We start from the raw sequence: 20,228 nt of genomic DNA, 5'->3' as shown, positions 1-20,228 counted from the left end.
TTTCACCCAATTAAACGTAGTCTTTAAGTAATTCATGTGTTGTGTAACTACAGACTTTATTTGTTCACTTTTTTCAACATCTGATTAAATTTAAAATTCGTTCTTTCTCTGATTTTTTATAGAGTGAGGAATCTGTGAAAATATCGATATTTTTTAACCATTTATCCTCCTGTTTGGATGATGAAATGTGATAGGTGAGCATTTACTGGTAGATGTAAAATGACCAGGTACTGATGTTTTAAACTAAAATGTAATGTGTAGAAAAATGATGATTTAAAACTTTATTTTGTTATCAGTATCCATCAATATTCGGGTTATAATCAATTGCTGTTTTTAATATGAAAAAGATATGGTTAAACAATATCTTTAGATAGAATTTAAGCTTATAAGAAATGATGCATATAGATAATCTTGCTGAAGAAAGTGGAAATATTAGTTTTGTAGAATATACAGCAACAGGGATATTCATCTTAAAAATTGAAAAAAGAAAATATCGTGGGACGAAAATACAATCACAAGTTTTTGAATTACACGATGATGTCCAGGTAATTTTTAATTCTTTGGATAAGGATATATATGCGGTATTCAATAAAACCAAGCAAATACTTTATTTGAATGATCAAATTCAATCAGTTGATCACTTTGATGCAGTATTGAATTTGCGTAAATCATTCAGTTTTAGCATGGCCGTTTTGTTATTTGCTCTCGTTGTCTATCCTTTTTATCAATATTTTATGGATGGAACTATTTATTATTTTGATACGTTTATGCATTTGGCAATACTGACTTTGATCAGTTGCTTTGTTTACTTTATTTTTGAATGTCTAAAATTAAATCGACAAAAAACCAGCAATATTGAAGCTTTGTTTCATATGTTAAAGCTACCTGTCTTGAGTAAAAGAACTTTAAACAGTTTAAAACTCACGAATTCATATTTCTATGAGTTCGATCAATTGTATGATTTAAGCTTAATCAATCAGTTGAGGCATGGTCGAAATGATAGAGAATTAAAAACTCAATTAGCGCAGTACACTCAAAAATTGGTCCAGTTTGGTTTAACTCAACATGAACTTGCCAAATTTAAAGTGGAATCCATTTCTGAAAGATTGGATCAATATATAATAGAAAAGAGGGAATCAACCACTGCATATCCTGATGCTTTAACTGAAGTGAGATTTAATCTGCAAGGAACAAATTTCTATAGCTATTTGGATGACTTTCACTTTGTTCAAGATACTGATGTAAAGATGATCATTTCACAACAAGGTGATTCAATAGGTCAATATGCTTGGTTGATTTATGATTATCATCAGTATTTAACCATAGATGAGGAGTTGCTACAGGCACTGCAAAGACCGAAATTCCCGCTACGTGACCACGAAAAATATATAGAAACTTTAAGATTAATATTAGGTTTTATTGTTTTAGTTAGCTTTATCTTATTTGATATTTTTGCAGCCTGTGTTGCATTTATTATCAGTATAGCAGGCTATTATTATTTTCAATTTTGTTATGCTGTTTTCTTAAAATTTTCATTCAGCAAAGATATTTATGCTTATTTGGGATATCAATCCGTTGAATTATTTCAAATGGTAAATCTTAAAGAATTGAAGCAAGGCAATTTTAAACCCGTACATCTAGCTGCAATTGCACGACCAAGTCGTACAGGATTTAACATCGAAAAAAGGAGATCATGATGATCTCCTTAATCAGATGGTTAGTTCTGGTTGTTTAAAAGCGTTCAGCGCTTGCTAAATTCCACATTCTAAAATAGAAATTTTCTTCATCTTTGTCTTCACAACACAATAACTCACCCTCTTTCATCCAAAAGTGCAATTGAGCATAATTCTTGATTTCACGGTCATTAATACGTTGCGCAAGATGATGTGCTTTGATTTCAGCTGGATGTTGTAAGCCTGCTGCAGCAATCATTTCAGCCAGTGCTTTTAAGGTATTTTTTTGAAAGTTGAATACACGATCTGCTTTTGATGGAACATCAAGTGCTTTTTGGCGTTCTTTATTTTGTGTTGCGACACCTACTGGGCATTGGTTGGTATGGCAGCTTTGAGCTTGGATACAGCCAACCGCAAACATAAAGCCTCGTGCTGAATTGACCCAATCTGCACCCATTGCCATCGTACTTGCAATATCAAAGGCGCTGATAATCTTGCCGCTTGCTCCGATTTTAACTTGGGAGCGTAAACCTGCGCCGACGAGGGTATTGTGAACAAACAGTAAACCTTCACGCAAAGGTGTTCCCATATGATCAATTAACTCAATTGGAGCTGCACCTGTACCACCTTCTGAACCATCCACAACGATAAAGTCAGGTACAATTTTGGTTTGTAACATTGCTTTGACAATACTCATAAACTGCCAAGGCTGACCGATACATAGTTTAAATCCGACAGGCTTACCATTCGATAATTCACGTAATTGCTGAATAAAGTACATCATTTCAATCGGTGTACTAAATGCTGAATGCGACGCTGGTGAAACACAGTCAACATCCATTGAAACACCACGTATTTCAGCGATTTCTTTAGTAATTTTATCTTTTGGCAGGATTCCACCGTGACCAGGTTTTGCACCCTGTGACAGTTTAATCTCAATCATTTTGATTTGAGGTAAAGCCGCTTGTTGCTTGAATTTTTCAGGATCAAATTTGCCATCTAAAGTCCGGCAGCCAAAGTAACCACTGGCAATTTCCCAAACAATATCACCACCTGGTTTGAGATGATAAGGGCTTAGACTTCCTTCACCAGTATCATGATAAAAGTTGCCTTTTTTCGCACCTGTATTCAAAGCTAAAATAGCGTTAGCACTTAAACTACCAAAGCTCATTGCAGAGATATTCATGATCGATGCGCTATAAGGTTGCGTACATTGATCATTACCAATACTGATTCGAAAAGTATTAAAGTCGGCTGGAGTTTTTGGCGTCATAGAGTGGGTTAAAAAGCGATAATCTTCTTGATATACATCAATAATTGAGCCAAATGGTTTGTCTGCATTTTCATTTTTGGCACGTTGATAAACAAGACTTCGTTGTGCACGTGAAAAGGGTAAAGCATCATTATCAGATTCAATAAAATATTGACGGATTTCAGGGCGTATATCTTCAAAGAAAAAGCGAAAATGTCCCATCAAAGGGTAATTTCTTAGAATAGAATGTTGTGTTTGAATAATGTCGGCAAAACCTATCGCAGCAAGGATCGAGAAAACAACCCATGCTAAATTCAGAACGGTGTCTGAAAAGAAATAATAGATATAATGACCTTCATTAAAAAAAATAATCCAAGTTAAAAATAACGAGAGAAAAATACAAATAAACCAAACGGAATAACGGGAGAAAAATGTATTTAAAAGTTGATGTCGAATTGCTTGCGCAGGGCTTGCCATGTTGGAATATCTCTTTCATTATCTGGTGTTAAGTTGCCTAAATTTACAAAAGAGCTCAAGTAACGATTTGTTAGACTTGAGAATGGTTCTAGATTAATACAGGAATGATTTCTTTTTTTGAAGATTTGAGGTACTTTGCCTATATTGTGTGTCGAATAATGTATCGAAAATAAAAAGGAATCGAAAATGTTTGAAGAGTTTCTGACAAAATTGTTAAACCCTAGTATCAGTTTTTTAGCCATTTATGTTTCTGTGATTGTTGTTATTGCTTATATCGGGCTATTGTTGCAGTTTTTTAAAATAAAGAACCTAAAGCAGGAAAACGAGACATTAAAGCATCAGTTAAGTTCTCAAGCTCACTCAAAAATCAGCTTAAGCAAACATGAGGGAATTATTTCTTAAAATTATGCTGAAAGTAAATTGATAGAAATAAAGCCTGAATTTTCAGGCTTTATTTAAGCGTTGCATTGTTAGAGCTAGATTGCGAATTTTATTCGTCAGTGGGAACAAGCATCAAGATAGATTCATTCAATAAACCCGCAATATCTTCTAAAATTTCTTGTTCAGATAATTGAGGATTTAATGCTACAGCGTGACCATCTGCAATCTGTTTTAAATATGGTGCAAATTCAATAGAGATACAGATGGATTCACCATTAGCCCAGAACAATAGTTCATTGTTTTGTTCAAGATAGATCAATCTTGATGCAGGTTCGATTTGGAGTAAGTAACCTTGCTCAAGCACTTCTTCCAAATCGCCCGTCCCAATCGCTTCAGCATCTGGAATATTTTCTGGATATTTAGGTTCAGCCATTAAACTCATAATCGCGTCTTCTAATACATCAGATTGATTTAATTGCGCTAATAATTCTGCTTTTAAATAATCCAGTTCAGCTTGAGTCACTTGCCCAATTGGATTTGACTTATGCCTTAACACATCTAATAGTGGATTACGTAAACGTTGGTCTTCTACAAATTTATCACTTACACGATCCATCATGTCGGCAATATTTGGCATACGGAAACCAAAAGAGTAGGTGAGGCATTCGTCCTCTGCAACACCATAATGTGCTAAGCCTGGAGGTACGTAAAGCAAATCTCCGGGTGCTAAAACTTCATCAAAATTGATCTCTATATTGGGGAGCAACTTTAATGGTTGTCCTACGACAAACTCAGACTCGGCATCACACATTTGTCCCAACTGCCAACGTCGATGTCCAAAGCCTTGTACGAGAAAAACATCATAAAAGTCAAAATGCTGACCGACTGAACCACCTTTAGGTGCGTAAGAGACCATGATGTCATCACGGCGCCATTGAGGAATAAAAGGAAATTTCTTCCAAAGTTCTGCCAAGTCGAAAGAGTAGTGATCAACTGCTTGAACCAATAAGGTCCAAAGTTTAGGCATTTTTTGAAAATCACCTTTGATGAGAGGGGATGTTTTTACTGACCATTGATTTGGGTCTTTGTCTTTTTGTTTGATTAGACGTGCAGTGATGTTTTCATCAAGTGCAAGCTCCATCACGTCATCAGGTACTAAAATCTCAGCAATTTCAGGAAGTGCGTTGCGGACCAATAATGGTTTTTTTTGCCAATATTCTGTGAGAAATTGTTCAGCAGTAATTCCACCAAGAACATCTAAAGGAAGTGACATGAAAATAGCCTAAGCAAATTTGAATCTATAATGTGCTATTGTCTTATGAGATGAAAGTCGGCGCAAGTATTTGTAATTTTATTCAAAATATATGGATATAAAATGAGAGCTATCCATACTTTCCTAAAGTAAAAAGTCTGTTATCAGCTATGATAAAAAAAACTACAATATCTTTGAAAAGTCTTTCGATTTAAAAGAAAGTTTTCAATTGGATTGATGGATATGGATTTGTTCTGATTTCTTATTATTTTGATCCCAAAAAAGCAATAGCGCACAAACCGTTTTCAGTATTATACGCATATCGGCAACTCATTATCATAGGCAAGCATGTGTCTTTGCCAGCTTGAGTAGTCTATGAAACACAAGTGAATGACCTAAGCGAAGCTGAATTAAATCAAAAGATAGTAATAATTTCATCACAGCATTAATTAAGGTAATGCTAGTCCCAACTTTCTTAAAATCCTACATAGCTGAATCATGGGCATACCCATCAAGGTTGTTTGGTCTTGCCCAATCATTTGTTCAAACAAACTGATGCCTAGACTTTCACATTTAAAACTACCAGCACAATTTAAAGGTTGGTCGATTTCAATATACCGCTCAATTTCTGCAAGCGTTAAATCACGAAATTTCACATGATAATGTTCGACCAAAGTATGTTCAAAGCCTGTAGCTAAGTGCTGAACACTTAAAGCAGTACTAAAAAAGACATTTTTACCAGAATTTGCTTGAAGTTGTTGAATTGCCTTATCTATGGCTAAGGGTTTTCCAATAAAATTCTGAGGTGCATCTTCACGCCATGCGACTTGATCTGAGCCGATCACAATTGCATTGGGATGAGCCTTTGCAATGATTCTAGCTTTTTCAAAAGCCAAGCGTTTCGCCAGATCATCTGCATGAGATTCATTTTTTGGAGACTCGTCAATATCAGGTGAAATACAACGATACTCCAAGCCTAAACGATTCATTAAATCTTTACGGGTTTGACTGGAAGATGCCAAAATAATTTCAGAATGAGTCATGTTTCGTCTTATCAGCCTAGTTATACTGCGTATTCCATTAAAAGATCTAAAGGCACATACGCCAGAACAGCTTGATGGCATGCTTGTAGTTTCACCCGAGGCGCCATGTCGTTTTGGTAAGCTTCAACCCAACGAGTCACACATAAGCACCAGAAATCTCCAGGTTGAAGTCCAGGAAAGCCGTGTTCAGGAAGAGGTGTAATTAAATCATTCCCCACTTTTTGAGAAAAATTGAGAAATTCAGAGGTCATTTCAGCACATACGGTATGTTGACCTAAATCCGTTGTGGCTGTATGACAAAAACCATTACGAAAATAACCAGTGATGGGTGAAAAGCAACAACTTGCTAAAGGCTCACCTAAAACATTTAAACCATTGATTTTAGGATCTGGATGAAAAGACATAAGCGTATAAAATTAAAAAGTTTGTCCTATAATAATCAAATCTCAACATTTCTACAGCTTTTCTACAAAAGTATCTAACCTTTTTTTGTGTAATCATTTAGAATCTACGCGATTTTTAATATCTATAAGAGAGCTATACATGAATTTTCAGCGTATGACTGACCTCGATTTAACAGGCAAGCGTGTACTTATTCGTGAAGACTTAAACGTACCTGTTAAAAATGGTGTGATTACCAGTGATGCACGTTTACGCGCTGCGTTACCAACTATTAAATTAGCCCTTGAGAAAGGGGCTGCGGTAATGGTTTATTCTCACCTTGGTCGTCCAGTTGAAGGTGAACCAAAAGAAGAACAATCATTGGCTCCTGTAGCAGCTTATTTGACAGAGGCATTGGGTCAGGAAGTTAAATTATTTACAGAATATTTAGATGGTGTTGAAGTTGCAGCTGGTCAAGTTGTTTTACTTGAAAACTGTCGTTTCAATGTCGGTGAAAAGAAAAATAATGCTGATCTTGCAGCAAAATATGCGGCACTTTGCGATGTATTTGTCATGGATGCATTTGGAACTGCGCACCGTGCGGAAGCTTCAACTGAAGGTGTTGCTCGTTTAGCAAAAGTTGCAGCAGCAGGTCCATTGCTTGCAGCAGAATTAGATGCTTTAGGTCGTGCGCTTCAAACACCTGAAAAGCCAATGGTTGCAATTGTTGCAGGTTCAAAAGTTTCAACCAAGCTTGATGTTTTAACATCACTTTCAGACATTTGCGATCAATTGATTGTGGGTGGTGGGATTGCCAATACTTTCTTAGCCGCAGCAGGTTTCAATGTCGGCAAGTCATTATGCGAAAATGATTTAATTGATACCGCTAAAGCAATCGCTGCTAAAGTATCCGTTCCACTTCCTACAGATGTTGTGGTTGCGGATGCTGCAGAAATCGATTTTGCAGACTTCTTAGGTTCATTGGCAAAAGCGAAAGCAGTGGTTAAAAAGGTTGAAGATGTTGCTGACAATGACATGATTTTAGATGTTGGTCCAGAAACAGCGCAAATGTTTGCAGAGATTTTAAAGACGTCGAAAACAATTCTTTGGAATGGTCCAGTTGGCGTATTTGAAGTTGATCAATTTGGTGAAGGTACAAAGACACTTTCATTGGCAATTGCTGAATCGGCAGGATTCTCGATTGCAGGTGGTGGTGATACTTTAGCTGCAATTGATAAATATGAAGTTGCTGACAAAATTGGTTATATTTCAACAGGTGGTGGTGCATTCCTTGAGTTTGTTGAAGGAAAAACCCTTCCAGCAGTTGCAGTTTTGCTTGAGCGTGCATAATTGATATTTAAGCAATGATGACGTTTTTATGAAGGGCTGACCATGTGTCAGCCTTTTTTCATAAAGTTGATTCACTTTAAAGTAATAAAAATGAAATATAACTGCAATAAACTAAGATAAATCCAATCACCAACACTGGGAAATGTGATGAAATTAAAATTTGCACTTGTCGCTCTTATTCTTGCTCCTTTGGCACTTACAGCATGTTCTAAAAAAGAACAAGCGCCAGCTTCGGAACAAACTTCTACTTCTGAAGCTGTTGCAACTGAATCAGCAAATACGACTCCAGAACAACAAGCTGCGATTGATGCAATTGATCAACCTGTTTTGGATGAAAAAAATACTGATGTTCCTGCTGAGAAAGCCAACGCACCTGCTGATGCAGCAACTCCAGCGACAGAAGAAGAAGCGCCTAAAGCTCAATAATCTTTTTAAATGTTGTTATTTGTTAAAAGTCCTCGCAAACGCGGGGATTTTTTATGAAATAGTCAATATTGTTGCTGAATTGAAATAAATCAGCATGTAGAATATGGGGCATTACTTGGGAGGATATTATGGCTCTTATTTCATTGCGCCAACTCTTGGATCATGCCGGTGAGCATAGCTACGGTGTTCCAGCGTTTAATGTAAACAACTTAGAACAAATGCGCGCAATTATGTTAGCCGCTGACGAAACAAATTCGCCTGTAATCGTGCAAGCTTCTGCTGGTGCGCGTAAGTATGCAGGTGCACCGTTTTTACGTCATCTAATTCTAGCTGCGATCGAAGAGTGGCCGCATATTCCAGTGGTGATGCACCAAGATCATGGTACAAGCCCAGACGTTTGCCAACGCTCAATCCAACTAGGCTTTTCATCAGTGATGATGGATGGTTCATTGGGTGCTGATGGTAAAACACCAACCTCTTATGAATATAATGTCGATGTAACTCGCCGTACTGTTGAAATGGCACATGCTTGTGGTGTTTCAGTAGAAGGTGAAATTGGTTGTTTAGGTAGCCTTGAAACAGGTATGGCTGGCGAAGAAGATGGCGTGGGTGCTGAAGGCGTTCTTGATCATTCTCAATTACTAACTTCTGTTGAAGAAGCTCGTCAATTTGTCTCTGATACTAATGTTGATGCTTTAGCTATTGCTGTTGGTACTTCGCATGGTGCTTACAAATTTACACGTCCACCTACAGGCGACATCTTAGCAATTGACCGTATTAAAGAAATTCATGCGGCACTACCAAATACTCACCTTGTTATGCATGGTTCAAGCTCTGTACCACAAGAGTGGTTGGCTGTGATTAACCAATATGGCGGCGACATCAAAGAAACTTATGGTGTTCCTGTTGAGCAATTGGTTGAAGCCATCAAACATGGTGTACGTAAAATCAATATTGATACAGATTTACGTTTAGCTTCTACAGGTGCAATGCGTCGTATGATGGCTGAAAAACCAAGTGAATTTGATCCACGTAAATTCTTTGGTGAAACTGTCGAAGCAATGAAACAAATTTGTGTAGATCGTTACACAGCATTTGGTACTGCGGGTAATGCAGACAAAATTCGCCCAATTTCTTTAGAAAAAATGGTTGATCGTTATAAATAATCTTTAAAGATGATTGAACATAGAAAGCCCACTCTAGTGTAGTGGGCTTTTTGCTGGCTAAATGTTAGACAACGTTATTCTGGGATAAATTTTTCGAAAATTTCTCCAACAAACTGATCGGATGAAACTCAATTATGGAACTCATATTTTCAGCAGCTTTATGTAGTGTGTTGGTCTCAATGCTTTTAAAATTTACCAAACAAAAAGGCTTTGATGCATTACAGATGATTGCTTGGAATTATGCGATTGCAAGTTTATTGAGTTATCTTTGGTTTAAGCCAGATTTGGTGCATATTTCAATTTCAAATACACCTTGGTGGTTGATTGTTGGGCTTGGGGTTGTATTACCGAGTATTTTCTTTTGTTTGTCTAAATCATTACAAAGTGCAGGAATACTGAGAACTGAAATCGCTCAGCGTTTATCGGTTGTTTTATCACTTTTGGCTGCATATTTTTTATTTCAAGAACAGTTCAACCAATTAAAAATAATCGGTATTGGTTTAGGGATTTTTGCAGTTTTATGTATTGTACTTTCACATTCGGATGCATCAAATCAATCTATTAATAAAAAGGGCATGCTGTACTTACTCAGTGTATGGGGAGGCTATGCCTTAGTTGATATTTTATTGAAATATACAACCAGTTTGGGGCTTCAATTTCCAGTCACACTCACCCTGATGTTTATCTGTTCTTTTGTCTTATCAATAGGCTATTTAGTACTTCAAAAGACACAATGGAAAATCCAAAATTTATGTGCAGGACTGGTGTTAGGCGTTTTAAATTTTGCCAATATTGCATTGTATGTCAAAGCTCATCTTTTACTCAAAGATTCTCCTGCAGTTGTTTTTGCTGGAATGAATATTTTGGTGGTCTTAATGGGGGTGATGGCAGGTTTGGTAATTTTTAAAGAAAAACTCAAAGTTGTTACAGCTTTAGGTTTAGTTTTGGGTTTACTCGGTGTGATTTGCCTAGCGTTGGCGATTTAGATTCTAAAATTAACCTGTGGCTTTAGCGTTTTAAATTTTCAAATTTTTAACGAATTGCGTTGTGGAATCATGGTCTAAAAAATAATCTCTTGCCTTCGTTTGAAAAGTTGTCATGAGAACTTCATATTTTGATCATAAAAGATTCAAAAATATAGCGGACAATAGGGGAGCTTCCTCTACATCGGTGTAACTGCTATGAATCAAGATATTTTTTCACCGCTTTATGCAGCCTTGCAAACACCGCATGTACAGCTGTTGCCATTGCAGGTTGAGCACGAAAAGGCGCTAATCGAGGTATGTAAAGATGGAAAACTATGGCAGCTAGAATATACTTCGGTGCCACATTACACGCAGATTCAGACTTATATCGCTAAAGCGCTTGAGCAAAAGTCACAAGGTTTACGTGTTCCATTTGTAGTTTTAGATCAACATACACATCGTATCGTCGGTACAACCAGTTTTAGAGATTTTGTTTGGGATGTACGTCGGGTTGAGATTGGTTATACCTGGTATGCCCAATCTGCTCAACGTAGCCACATTAATACCAGTTGTAAATTTTTACTTCTTCAATATGCTTTTGAGACTTTACACGCCAATTCAGTTGCGTTACGTACAGATATACGCAATGTAAAGAGTCAAAAAGCAATTGAACGATTGGGTGCTCAACGGGATGGTATTCTACGTCAAGATGCCCTAAGAAAAGATGGCTCTGTTCGAGATACGGTGATGTATAGTATTTTGAAAGAAGAATGGCTAGAGATTAAACAGCATTTGATTCAATTATTATCTCGCTAGGCGATTGATAAAATTACTATTTATTGAGCCACAAGTATGCTGTTTTATTTCTCTTTTTAACTACAATCGATATGTAAGCGATGTTGTTGGCAATGAAGGCATTGAAACAGATAACCTGTTAAATCACCATCGATCCTGAGGTGATCCTGGATAAGCTCTACTGGATAACCATTTTCTTCGATATCGGCTTGGACTTCTTCCCAAATCGGTTTAAGCATTTCACTATCTGCATAAGCGATAAACTGGCATGGCTCATTGCAGTGTACCAACCAAACTTCTTGTTGCCAACTATGATAACTTGGTGTTCGGGTACAGATTTCATTTAAAAATTCAGGATCGATTTTCGGGGATGCATCATCAGGGTTTGAAGAAACGCCTTCAATGCCACAGTAATCATTGTATTCACCATCATATTTTTGTGCTGCTGCACCATTGGCAATACACCACGGACAGATATAATCGGGTTCATCTACGCTATAGAAAGAACATACGTACTTTAAATCACGTTGTTCATTGCAAATCGAACAAATACCATTTTCTTTTTCAAACAGATTCAGTTTGTATGCATTGGGATGATATTTAAACTGGGGATAATTCATATTTTAATTCTTCTCGATCAATGTTTTAAGTAACGAGGCTAACAATAAAATTCTACACGAAAACTTTCGATAAGTTCAGGTGGGACTCGTGTTGTTTGTCCATTGGTTCGCATAAATAATTCACCTTTATAGTATAAAGGGCGATCGGACTTATTACATTTGAACACCAATATAGTTTTTCCTTGAATCTGTATTTCTTCCAAAGTCGTGTAAATATTTGAGATTTTATTGCTTTCATGGGCAAGTTTATCAATCAAACTTCTTTTCATTAAATCAAGTGAGTCATTAAAATGTTCAGCAAGTTCCTGTTCAACCCCCACGATTTTTAGATCATCAGCTACCCCAATAAACACATAACCATTTCTTGTATTCATAAAGGCAAAACAGGCTTTCACCCATTTGTCAGATTTACGATTGGTGAGTAAATCTGTAGTGCGCTCTTTAAATTCGACCCTTTGATTTTCACCCAGTTGTATCAGATTCAAATAGAAGTCAGAGTGAGCAATCTGTTGATAATTTTTTAAAGTATTTTTAATTTTTTCTAATGATTTATAAGCCGTTACGGTTTCTAAATTATGAATATCTTGCCATTGATAAATCAGTTTGGTTTTTAGCTCATTTGCAACTTTGGGGTCTGCAATATATTCAAAGCTCGCGCTAAGTTGCTGCAAAATGTCTCTATAAATGTCATGGCTTAAAACAGGAATGGAAATTTTATTGAAGGTATCTCTGATTTTTTCTAATTTTTTATGAACCTCAAAAGGATCCTGATAAAAACTCAAGTATTTTAATTCATTTAAAATGTGTTCATAAGGGCGATGAAATGAGCTTGGAAAAAGTTGTTTCGGCGGGGTATTAATATATTTTTCAATTAGTTGGAAATAATGTCTAAGTGTTGGATATTTTAAAGCTTGGTAAATGTTGATTTCAAATTTATCAGAAAATGGGGTGGTGGTGTAAGCTTGAAAAAAAAGTAAAGTTTGAATCTCTTTGTATTTATTGGGGTAGTCGTGCCAATGAGTTTCTAGAAACTCATTGAAATTCTTAAACTTATTGGTGATATACATGTTCAAATCCATAGCAACACCTTTTATCCTCTATCATTTGGTGTTCGGTATTTACAACAAATATGTCATCAGACTATTTATATATACTTATATATAAGTGAAATGGGGCGGGAAATAAAGTGTAATGATTTAAATCGTATATTTAAAGTTGTTAGAAAATATAACAAATATTTCAATTTGATGAATAAACACTGAGTTTGAATTTAGAGATTCATTGGGTGATTTGCGGAATAGCCAAACTTGGGTCTTGAAGGAAAGCTTCTAAACGGGCTTTCAAGGATGTTGCACGCTCAGGGACAGAGGGAAGTGCAACTTCTGCTAAATCTTTTACCAGTTCCAAATCACCTGCAGCAGCAGAGACATAGCATAAAGTACGCATTTCACTTGGATGTAAAGGTTCTTTGATTGCCTGTGTTGCCTTTTTGATGAAATCTTCTGGCCATTGTGCCATTTCTCCAAAAAAAAGCTGACTTTGGCGATCCCATTCAGAAACTAAAAATTCAACCATTTGAATCGCATCTTGCTCTGATTGGGTATATGACCAATCATTATCATAGTCATTCACTAAACCAGAAATAATTGAACCACGCCATGCGCAGTCATAATCACGCATTTTTTCAAACTCTAAGCGTCTCCCCGTACAACCCATTACATATTCACCTAATGGAATAAGATGTATGCCTAGATTAATTTGAAAACAGTGTCTTTTTTTGAAATGCTGAATATCAACAATTCGAATCACTTCACCATCCACTTGCCAGAATACATCAGCTTTTTTAGTAAAGCCTTGTGCTTTTAAAAGTGGATAGAATTGATTACGTAATAGTAGCGAAATAAATTTTTTATCCATGTTAAATATCGCCCAAGTTTGGTTGAATATGTTAGAAAAAACTAAGTTTGGACAACATAACCAAACAACCCTATTAAGCTCCCATTGGCTGTTAAACCTAAGGCAAGCCTTGGTAATACACAACCCGTAATCACTGTTCCTTTGGGATAGTTTTTATCATCAATTTGCTCTAATAATGTTGCATCACCGATACGGATAAAGGCGGAGTCAATAAAATCTTGTTGTTGAGTAAACCAAGCTCGCATATTTTGCCAAGGTTCAAAATAACTTTCAGGTGATCCTTCACCATCTTGTTCAACTTCATTCCACCATATTGTATTCGTAGTGAATGGTTCTACCGTAATTGTTGCAAGCGGAAAAATCGTATTGGCAAATGCGTGTTGAATGAGCTCAGCGCTAATTGTCTTATTGCTTAAACCATTTGCATAGGCGATATAAAATGCTTGAAAATAATCACCAGAATTCGATCCCATGCCAACTTCTACATTTGCCATAATCTTGGCAATTTGAGTACTGAGCTTTTGGCACAACGCTAATTCGTTCTCATCAATTATGTGATTTAGACGTGTTGGATGTTTTGTAATCGTTCCATCATTATAGACTTGGGTAAAACGTGAAAGAATATTATTCGGCCATTCATCTTGGTCTAAACCCACATCATAGCTTTGTATGCATTTTGATAATATCGCTAATTTTTCTGGATCAAGCTCAAGTTTTATATTCATTATTTTCTCCTGATCGTGTTTTAATTGCTAATCATAAAGGCGATAGATACCACTAAAACGTTCACAACCTTTTTGTTGTGTGGAAACAGATAAAATCGCTTTTTGGAAGTTTAATGTGTATTTACAGTCGTGTTCGTTGTCTAAGATTTCATTCTTTTTTTCAGGGGTCGTATATGCCAGCAATGAAACGGTTTGAGCTTCTTTGCGATTATTGGGATTGCGGTATGCAATCCCTTCAACTTTAATGCGATCCTTACTTAATTGGTGTATTTGCAAATGAATCGGTTGTTTTGCAATTTTTCCATGTTCATATTTAATAAAGTGCTGTGTAAGGCTTTGATTCATTGATGTGTAAAAGTTTAAATCTTCAAGGCGAATATCAAACTGTTGTTTGAGGCAATCTGAAGTTTTACATTGGCTTAAACGGTTAAGCCATAATTGATGGGTATCATTGACTAAGCGTACAGGCGCATCAGTGACCAGATAGGTGGTGAGGTAACTTTCATTAAGCTGACCACGAAGTTCTTTGTAGGATGTACTACACAGTTTCTTTAATAAAGCAGAGTCTTCATGTTTGCAGTCAATCGGGAGTGCATAAACAGCAGACGTGCTGATACAGCTCAAAATGAGACCAGATAAAAGTGTTTTAATTTGATTAAATTCTGTATTCAACAGCATGATCGCTTATACTTTCACAATGTTTGCATACGTACTATAGCGAAAGAGAAAGTACGAATACAAGATTTTTACAACTTAAAAACTGCATAAAGGGAGTTGAAAATGACCATACCGATTCGTATAGGGCAAGGAATGGATGTACACGCATTTGAAGAGGGTGATTTTGTCACTTTAGCTGGTATCCAGATTCCCCATACACACGGTTTAAAAGCGCACTCAGACGGTGATGTGGTACTTCATGCATTGTGTGATGCCTTGTTAGGCGCATTGGCACTTGGTGATATTGGGCAGCATTTTCCTGATACGGATGCAGAATTTAAGGGTGCAGATAGCCGAAAATTATTAAAACACGTTTATCAATTGGTTTTGGATCGTGGCTATGTGTTGAATAATGCCGATATTACGGTTGCTTGTGAGCGTCCAAAATTAGCCAAGCACAATTTGGAAATGCGTCAAAGTATCGCTGATGTGTTAGATGTCGAAGTAACTCAAATTAGTGTGAAAGCAACAACCACAGAAAAATTAGGTTTTACAGGGCGTCAGGAAGGAATATTGTCAACAGCGACAGTTTTGATTTCACATCATGTTAAGGCGTGAGTAGAAATAATAATTGCCTTTTTTTAAAGAGAATGTGATAGCTCTCAGAGATAGAAAAGCTAATAAGCTTTAATTTAGATAAATGGCTTATAAGGTGGGGGCTTGAGTTTTGCAGGAGGAAATATGTCAAAGTTCACTGCAAAGCAACAAGCATTTATTGAAGAACATTTAATTGACCTAAATGCTATATAAGTAGATAGTCAATACATGATCTCAAAAAAATAAAGTGCATTTGATTTATTCGAAAATATTGTAGATACCTTGTGTAAGTTATTGAGTTTTAGGTACAAAAAAAGCCCTGTAAAGGGCTTTTTTTACATGCATAAATTAGTTAGCTAAAGCTTTAACTTGTGCATTTAAACGGCTCTTATGACGAGCAGCTTTGTTTTTATGGATGATACCTTTATCAGCCATACGGTCAATTACTGGAACCGCAGCTTTATAAGCTTCAGTTGCAGCAGCATATTCACCAGTAGCGATTGCAGCGATTGTGCGTTTGATATAAGTACGTACCATAGAACGCAAGCTTGCGTTGTGTTTACGTGCTTTAACGTTTTGACGAGCACGTTTTTTTGCTTGAGCAGAGTTTGCCACTCGTGCACTCCTTGATTAGATTGGTCTGGGCGGGCTGAAATCACATCTGAAAACCAACATCAGAGGATTATCACCAGCCCGTAAACAAGTGCCATATTGTGATTAAAGAGGTCGGCAAAGTCAAGTCTTGACATGCTTTGACAACATTTTTGTTGAAGAAAAATTTGAAATAAAACGTTAGATTAGTAGTAAATCTAGGAGATTGTTTAAAAAATGACTAATTCGATAAAAAATGCGATTGTGATTGGAGCAACAGGTTTAGTCGGTCAATGTTTAATTGAGCAACTTAATTCGCTTGCAGAATGTGAAAAAATTACCGTAATTGTTCGTCGTCAAATTGCTGAATTTAACCCATACAAAAAAGTTGAGCAATTCGTCTTAGAGGATTTTCTGTTATTAAATGATCAAGATGTGAATGGCTATAGTCATGCCTTTAGTTGCTTAGGGTCTACCATCAAAAAAGCAGGCTCTAAAGAAGCTTTTTACAATATTGATTTTGAAATTAATGCGCACTTTGCAGATTTATTTGAAACAACAGAAACACATTTAATTTTAGTCAGTGCTATGGGCGCAAATGCGGGTTCACCAATTTTTTATAACAGGGTTAAGGGTGAACTTGAGACCTATATTCAGAAACTAGATTTATATCGCTTTTCAATTATTCGACCATCTTTATTGTTGGGTGAAAGAAATGAAAAAAGATTTTTTGAGGATGTGTCACAAAAGCTTTATAGACGATTTTCACACTGGGTACCTAATTCTTTTAAATATAAGCCAGTGACAGCACAGCAAGTGGCTCATACTATGGTCGAGGCTGCACAAACGCAAACTCAGAAAATTGAAATTTATGATAATTTACACATACAAAATGCCTAATTAGGGAGAACTAACGTGACAACAGTACCTTTTGTAACTTGTGATTTACTTGATGACAATCCAGATAAAGAAATTCAAACGCTGATCCCTTCATTAGATGGCAAGTTCTTTAAAAGTTATGGGGCACGCAAAACGTTTGGCGGTCAAATCGTAACAGTGAAATGCTTTGAAGATAATTCTCGTGTAAAAGAGTTATTGGCGACAGAGGGCGCTGGTAAAGTCTTGGTTGTGGATGGCGGTGCATCCATGCGTTGTGCATTAATGGGCGATATGATTGCTGAATCTGCGGTAAAACATCACTGGAATGGCGTCATTATTTATGGCTGTGTTCGTGATGTAGATGCCCTTGCTGAGCTTGATTTGGGGGTGCATGCATTGGCTTCAATTCCGCAAAAAAGTCATCGTAAGGGCATAGGCGAAGTTGATCTTCCACTATATTTTGGCAGTGTAAGCTTTAATTCTGGTGATTATGTTTATGCAGACAACAACGGAATTGTGGTTTCAAAAGAAAAACTATTGGATTTATAGGCGCTCTATAAAAAATATAGAGTGACTGCTCGAGGGTAGCAAAATGGTGCATCATCAAATTAAAGTTGTACAAGCATTAGCTTCAACGCTGACTGCTGGAGGACGCGGAGTGACTGGAACAGCATTTCCGAATCAACCTCAAAAAGCCTTAAAGCTCTATGAGTTTGAAGGTTCTCCATTTTGCCGCCGTGTGCGAGAAGTTCTAACTTTGCTGAACTTGGACTATGAAGTTTATCCATGTCCTAAAGGTGGAAATAAATACCGTAAGATTGTCAAAGAAAATGGTGGCAAGTTACGTTTTCCTTATTTTGTGGATGAAAATACTGGAACAGCCATGTATGAATCAGTGGCTATTATTGATTACTTATTCAAACATTATGGTAAAAGTGGTAAAACTCCAAAGAAATACGCACATTATCCGAAATATCCAGTGGTTGCTTTGGTGGGAACCGTTATTAATGGCGCACGTGGTGTATGGGTAAATCCAAAAATTATTGATCGTGCTGCGCCTGAAAAATTACTCGACTTGTGGGGTTTTGAAGCAAGCCCATACACGCGTATCGTGCGGGGGGTATTAACAGAACTGGAAATTCCATTTGTATTCCACAATGTTGCAAAAGAATGTTGGCAAGACCAAGGTCCAGCAGCTTTACGTTTAAAACCAGGTAAATATGTACCACTAAAGGGTGGAAAGCGTGAAAAAATTGTTCCTGTTATGGGCAGAGTTAAGCAGGACATTCAGGTACCTTATTTGGAAGATCCAAATACAGGCGCAAAATTGTTTGAATCTGAGTCAATTGTGAATTATTTGCAAAAGCAATATGGCGAGTTAACATAACTAAAGCACCTGATTTAAGGTGCTTTGTGTAAAGAGTGTAATGTGGGTATCCCTGAAAATTATATCGAATATCAGTATCATATAGATGCATTGAAAAATGATTCTAATTATAAAAAGCAGGTTTTGAAGATCCGAGAAATTGTACAGCAGCGACAGTTGGCATCCTATATGAGTGATTCAAAATGGATCAGACTTCTAGATGCCATCAATCGCTTGGATTTTCCACCTGCTTTTATGACGAAACTGCTCAAAGATCCAATTGATCAAAATACGGAAACACAATTCTTAAATACAGTCCCGTGGTACTTTGGGGATTGGCAACCATTTTATCAAGAAGGCATGCCTATTTTTAACAGTATTGAATATCTGATTGTAAAACCGATGTTAAGTGAACATCAAGGACATTTAATTGCTGACAAAATTTTAGATCAGACTGATCAATTTCGAAATATTTTGAAAAGTTTGAATGTGATGTATCAGGAATACGAACACAACGGTAGTTTTAAGATTTATGCATACCAATAGCAAAAGGATTGAAAACACCATTCATCAGCATCTTATGTGATTAGCGAGTTGTTTTTGTTTTTTAAATATGTGAACTATGCTTTTTTGTTGTTGTCTAAACCATCAATTCCATAGAAAAATATCATGATTACACGGATAAAACTTAAGCTTAAAATCAGTCTATGATAGATTGTCACTAATAAAATATACTTGAGAACTGGAATGACTTTAACTCGAATTCAACCTGTGATAAATCGCCCAGGAGAAAATGCTTTATTTATTGTATTGGGTTTAAAACAAGGGGCTGAGGTTGTCGATACGGTGATTGATTTCGCAGCTAACTTTTCTGCATTAACACGTAGTTTAAGCAACCGTTATCCTGATGAACAATTTAGTGCTGTATTAGGATTTGGTGCACGTGCTTGGGATTGTTTATTTCCAAATCACCCTAAGCCACAAGAATTAGAGACGTTTAAAGAAATACAAGGACCTAAATACACTGCGGTATCTACTGATGGAGACTTATTCTTTCATATCCGTGCAAATCGCCAAGCATTATGTTTTGAACTGGCGGATATCATCAATACGCAATTAAAAGAGGTGAGTTATCCGATTGATGAGGTGAATGGTTTTCGATATTTTGATGGTCGTGCGATTATTGGCTTTGTGGATGGTACTGAAAATCCTGAAACGGAAATTGCCGCAGAATACGCTTTAGTGGGTAATGAAGATCCATTATTTAAAGGTGGCAGTTATGCCTTCATTCAAAAATATATGCACGATATGGATAAGTGGCGAGAGCTAAGTGATGAAGAACAAGAAAAAGTGATTGGACGGAAAAAGTTTAACGATGTTGAGTTGGGGGATGATGTCAAACCCAAAACAGCACACAATGTGGTCAGTAAGGCGCATGATGAACAAGGCAATGAATTAAAAATCATGCGTGCAAATATGCCTTTTTCCAATCCATCTAAGAACGAATATGGTACTTTCTTTATTGGTTATGCCCGAAAATTTAGCGTCACTCGACAAATGTTGGAGCATATGTTTCAAGGGGATGATGAAGGAAATTTAGATCGTCTGCTTGATTTTAGTACGGCTGTAACAGGAACACTTTTCTTTGTACCTACCGTAGATTTCTTAGATGACTTGGGAGATGAATAAATCATTAATTGGTATGAGCAAAGAAG

General features: G+C 36.6%; 23 protein-coding genes. 13 read left to right on the top strand and 10 right to left on the bottom strand.

The window, feature by feature from the left end; translation table 11 throughout:
• Positions 1 to 392 precede the first annotated feature (392 nt).
• Entirely contained in the window at positions 393 to 1,697 is a 1,305-nt protein-coding gene (locus tag TOL5_RS11515; protein ID WP_198114590.1) for a hypothetical protein, read from the top strand.
• A gap of 34 nt (positions 1,698 to 1,731) precedes the next feature.
• Here the strand turns inward: TOL5_RS11515 and TOL5_RS11510 are convergent, their stop codons facing one another.
• Positions 1,732 to 3,402 carry an FMN-binding glutamate synthase family protein gene (locus TOL5_RS11510; protein WP_121775036.1) on the bottom strand — a complete coding sequence of 557 codons (1,671 nt, stop codon included), beginning with the start codon at positions 3,400 to 3,402 and terminating at the stop codon, positions 1,732 to 1,734.
• Between the two features lie 186 nt (positions 3,403 to 3,588).
• On the opposite strand from TOL5_RS11510, the gene TOL5_RS11505 reads away from it, so the two are divergent.
• Entirely contained in the window at positions 3,589 to 3,804 is a 216-nt protein-coding gene (locus TOL5_RS11505) for a hypothetical protein (protein WP_151780361.1), read from the top strand.
• 88 nt (positions 3,805 to 3,892) lie between these two features.
• On the opposite strand, the gene TOL5_RS11500 is transcribed toward TOL5_RS11505, so the two are convergent.
• From TOL5_RS11500 to TOL5_RS11490, 3 genes are all read right to left on the bottom strand, one after another.
• Positions 3,893 to 5,056: a cupin domain-containing protein gene (locus TOL5_RS11500; RefSeq protein ID WP_058971827.1), complete on the bottom strand. Its 1,164-nt coding sequence runs from the start codon at positions 5,054 to 5,056 to the stop codon at positions 3,893 to 3,895.
• A 428-nt stretch (positions 5,057 to 5,484) separates the two neighbouring features.
• A complete protein-coding gene (locus tag TOL5_RS11495; RefSeq protein WP_151780748.1) occupies positions 5,485 to 6,078 on the bottom strand; it encodes a Maf family protein in 594 nt (197 codons plus the stop codon).
• Positions 6,079 to 6,098: 20 nt separating this feature from the next.
• Positions 6,099 to 6,482: a DUF2237 family protein gene (locus TOL5_RS11490; protein ID WP_004720680.1), complete on the bottom strand. Its 384-nt coding sequence runs from the start codon at positions 6,480 to 6,482 to the stop codon at positions 6,099 to 6,101.
• Positions 6,483 to 6,621: 139 nt separating this feature from the next.
• Between TOL5_RS11490 and TOL5_RS11485 the strand changes: the two genes are divergently transcribed.
• The 5 genes from TOL5_RS11485 (at position 6,622) to TOL5_RS11465 (ending at position 11,182) form a co-directional block, all read left to right on the top strand.
• Positions 6,622 to 7,809: a phosphoglycerate kinase gene (locus TOL5_RS11485; RefSeq protein ID WP_004830913.1), complete on the top strand. Its 1,188-nt coding sequence runs from the start codon at positions 6,622 to 6,624 to the stop codon at positions 7,807 to 7,809.
• A 147-nt stretch (positions 7,810 to 7,956) separates the two neighbouring features.
• Positions 7,957 to 8,235 (top strand): hypothetical protein, encoded by a 279-nt coding sequence (locus tag TOL5_RS11480; RefSeq protein WP_004830912.1) that lies wholly within the window; start codon positions 7,957 to 7,959, stop codon positions 8,233 to 8,235.
• A 128-nt stretch (positions 8,236 to 8,363) separates the two neighbouring features.
• Positions 8,364 to 9,401, top strand: a complete 1,038-nt coding sequence (gene fba, locus TOL5_RS11475; protein WP_004830911.1) for a class II fructose-bisphosphate aldolase — start codon at positions 8,364 to 8,366, stop codon at positions 9,399 to 9,401.
• Positions 9,402 to 9,535: 134 nt separating this feature from the next.
• A complete protein-coding gene (locus TOL5_RS11470) occupies positions 9,536 to 10,387 on the top strand; it encodes a DMT family transporter (RefSeq protein ID WP_009585004.1) in 852 nt (283 codons plus the stop codon).
• A 195-nt stretch (positions 10,388 to 10,582) separates the two neighbouring features.
• Entirely contained in the window at positions 10,583 to 11,182 is a 600-nt protein-coding gene (locus TOL5_RS11465) for a GNAT family N-acetyltransferase (RefSeq protein ID WP_042087097.1), read from the top strand.
• 56 nt (positions 11,183 to 11,238) lie between these two features.
• On the opposite strand, the gene TOL5_RS11460 is transcribed toward TOL5_RS11465, so the two are convergent.
• The 5 genes from TOL5_RS11460 to TOL5_RS11440 all read right to left on the bottom strand — a co-directional run bounded on the left by TOL5_RS11460 (position 11,239) and on the right by TOL5_RS11440 (position 15,101).
• Complete coding sequence (locus tag TOL5_RS11460; RefSeq protein WP_009584983.1) at positions 11,239 to 11,781, bottom strand: CbrC family protein; 543 nt, start codon at positions 11,779 to 11,781, stop codon at positions 11,239 to 11,241.
• Between the two features lie 38 nt (positions 11,782 to 11,819).
• On the bottom strand, positions 11,820 to 12,860 hold the full coding sequence (locus tag TOL5_RS11455; RefSeq protein WP_139421089.1) for a helix-turn-helix domain-containing protein: 1,041 nt from the start codon (positions 12,858 to 12,860) through the stop codon (positions 11,820 to 11,822).
• Positions 12,861 to 13,059: 199 nt separating this feature from the next.
• Positions 13,060 to 13,698, bottom strand: a complete 639-nt coding sequence (locus tag TOL5_RS11450; RefSeq protein WP_151781517.1) for a DUF4304 domain-containing protein — start codon at positions 13,696 to 13,698, stop codon at positions 13,060 to 13,062.
• A gap of 41 nt (positions 13,699 to 13,739) precedes the next feature.
• The gene (locus tag TOL5_RS11445) at positions 13,740 to 14,423 is read right to left on the bottom strand and encodes a hypothetical protein (protein WP_151781518.1); all 684 of its coding nucleotides are present in this window, start codon (positions 14,421 to 14,423) and stop codon (positions 13,740 to 13,742) included.
• A gap of 27 nt (positions 14,424 to 14,450) precedes the next feature.
• Positions 14,451 to 15,101, bottom strand: a complete 651-nt coding sequence (locus TOL5_RS11440) for a hypothetical protein (protein WP_151781519.1) — start codon at positions 15,099 to 15,101, stop codon at positions 14,451 to 14,453.
• A 102-nt stretch (positions 15,102 to 15,203) separates the two neighbouring features.
• On the opposite strand from TOL5_RS11440, the gene ispF reads away from it, so the two are divergent.
• Complete coding sequence (ispF, locus tag TOL5_RS11435; protein ID WP_151781520.1) at positions 15,204 to 15,698, top strand: 2-C-methyl-D-erythritol 2,4-cyclodiphosphate synthase; 495 nt, start codon at positions 15,204 to 15,206, stop codon at positions 15,696 to 15,698.
• A 327-nt stretch (positions 15,699 to 16,025) separates the two neighbouring features.
• Here the strand turns inward: ispF and rpsT are convergent, their stop codons facing one another.
• Complete coding sequence (gene rpsT, locus TOL5_RS11430; RefSeq protein WP_004720657.1) at positions 16,026 to 16,292, bottom strand: 30S ribosomal protein S20; 267 nt, start codon at positions 16,290 to 16,292, stop codon at positions 16,026 to 16,028.
• A gap of 213 nt (positions 16,293 to 16,505) precedes the next feature.
• Here rpsT and TOL5_RS11425 point away from each other — a divergent pair, with 213 nt between their 5' ends.
• From TOL5_RS11425 to TOL5_RS11405, 5 genes are all read left to right on the top strand, one after another.
• Positions 16,506 to 17,168 carry an NADH(P)-binding protein, PF13460 family gene (locus TOL5_RS11425; protein WP_009584994.1) on the top strand — a complete coding sequence of 221 codons (663 nt, stop codon included), beginning with the start codon at positions 16,506 to 16,508 and terminating at the stop codon, positions 17,166 to 17,168.
• Positions 17,169 to 17,183: 15 nt separating this feature from the next.
• Positions 17,184 to 17,696: a ribonuclease E activity regulator RraA gene (gene rraA, locus TOL5_RS11420; protein ID WP_004830901.1), complete on the top strand. Its 513-nt coding sequence runs from the start codon at positions 17,184 to 17,186 to the stop codon at positions 17,694 to 17,696.
• 43 nt (positions 17,697 to 17,739) lie between these two features.
• A complete protein-coding gene (locus TOL5_RS11415) occupies positions 17,740 to 18,534 on the top strand; it encodes a glutathione S-transferase N-terminal domain-containing protein (protein WP_004830900.1) in 795 nt (264 codons plus the stop codon).
• Positions 18,535 to 18,576: 42 nt separating this feature from the next.
• The gene (locus TOL5_RS11410) at positions 18,577 to 19,059 is read left to right on the top strand and encodes a DUF6678 family protein (protein ID WP_151781521.1); all 483 of its coding nucleotides are present in this window, start codon (positions 18,577 to 18,579) and stop codon (positions 19,057 to 19,059) included.
• Between the two features lie 201 nt (positions 19,060 to 19,260).
• Positions 19,261 to 20,202 (top strand): Dyp-type peroxidase, encoded by a 942-nt coding sequence (locus tag TOL5_RS11405; protein ID WP_004830898.1) that lies wholly within the window; start codon positions 19,261 to 19,263, stop codon positions 20,200 to 20,202.
• Positions 20,203 to 20,228 lie beyond the last annotated feature (26 nt).

Source organism: Acinetobacter sp. Tol 5 (genome assembly GCF_019702905.1).
Classification (GTDB): Bacteria; Pseudomonadota; Gammaproteobacteria; order Pseudomonadales; family Moraxellaceae; genus Acinetobacter; species Acinetobacter bereziniae.
Note: the sequence above shows the minus strand (reverse complement) of the source record. Positions and strands in the feature narration are given on the sequence as shown.

Excerpts from the sequence above, each read along its gene's own strand:
- TOL5_RS11515 (WP_198114590.1), top strand. The coding sequence starts at position 393 with ATGATGCATATAGATAATCTTGCTGAAGAAAGTGGAAATATTAGTTTT.
- TOL5_RS11510 (WP_121775036.1), bottom strand. The coding sequence starts at position 3,402 with ATGGCAAGCCCTGCGCAAGCAATTCGACATCAACTTTTAAATACATTT.
- TOL5_RS11505 (WP_151780361.1), top strand. The coding sequence starts at position 3,589 with ATGTTTGAAGAGTTTCTGACAAAATTGTTAAACCCTAGTATCAGTTTT.
- TOL5_RS11500 (WP_058971827.1), bottom strand. The coding sequence starts at position 5,056 with ATGTCACTTCCTTTAGATGTTCTTGGTGGAATTACTGCTGAACAATTT.
- TOL5_RS11495 (WP_151780748.1), bottom strand. The coding sequence starts at position 6,078 with ATGACTCATTCTGAAATTATTTTGGCATCTTCCAGTCAAACCCGTAAA.
- TOL5_RS11490 (WP_004720680.1), bottom strand. The coding sequence starts at position 6,482 with ATGTCTTTTCATCCAGATCCTAAAATCAATGGTTTAAATGTTTTAGGT.
- TOL5_RS11485 (WP_004830913.1), top strand. The coding sequence starts at position 6,622 with ATGAATTTTCAGCGTATGACTGACCTCGATTTAACAGGCAAGCGTGTA.
- TOL5_RS11480 (WP_004830912.1), top strand. The coding sequence starts at position 7,957 with ATGAAATTAAAATTTGCACTTGTCGCTCTTATTCTTGCTCCTTTGGCA.
- fba (WP_004830911.1), top strand. The coding sequence starts at position 8,364 with ATGGCTCTTATTTCATTGCGCCAACTCTTGGATCATGCCGGTGAGCAT.
- TOL5_RS11470 (WP_009585004.1), top strand. The coding sequence starts at position 9,536 with ATGGAACTCATATTTTCAGCAGCTTTATGTAGTGTGTTGGTCTCAATG.
- TOL5_RS11465 (WP_042087097.1), top strand. The coding sequence starts at position 10,583 with ATGAATCAAGATATTTTTTCACCGCTTTATGCAGCCTTGCAAACACCG.
- TOL5_RS11460 (WP_009584983.1), bottom strand. The coding sequence starts at position 11,781 with ATGAATTATCCCCAGTTTAAATATCATCCCAATGCATACAAACTGAAT.
- TOL5_RS11455 (WP_139421089.1), bottom strand. The coding sequence starts at position 12,860 with ATGGATTTGAACATGTATATCACCAATAAGTTTAAGAATTTCAATGAG.
- TOL5_RS11450 (WP_151781517.1), bottom strand. The coding sequence starts at position 13,698 with ATGGATAAAAAATTTATTTCGCTACTATTACGTAATCAATTCTATCCA.
- TOL5_RS11445 (WP_151781518.1), bottom strand. The coding sequence starts at position 14,423 with ATGAATATAAAACTTGAGCTTGATCCAGAAAAATTAGCGATATTATCA.
- TOL5_RS11440 (WP_151781519.1), bottom strand. The coding sequence starts at position 15,101 with ATGCTGTTGAATACAGAATTTAATCAAATTAAAACACTTTTATCTGGT.
- ispF (WP_151781520.1), top strand. The coding sequence starts at position 15,204 with ATGACCATACCGATTCGTATAGGGCAAGGAATGGATGTACACGCATTT.
- TOL5_RS11425 (WP_009584994.1), top strand. The coding sequence starts at position 16,506 with ATGACTAATTCGATAAAAAATGCGATTGTGATTGGAGCAACAGGTTTA.
- TOL5_RS11415 (WP_004830900.1), top strand. The coding sequence starts at position 17,740 with ATGGTGCATCATCAAATTAAAGTTGTACAAGCATTAGCTTCAACGCTG.
- TOL5_RS11405 (WP_004830898.1), top strand. The coding sequence starts at position 19,261 with ATGACTTTAACTCGAATTCAACCTGTGATAAATCGCCCAGGAGAAAAT.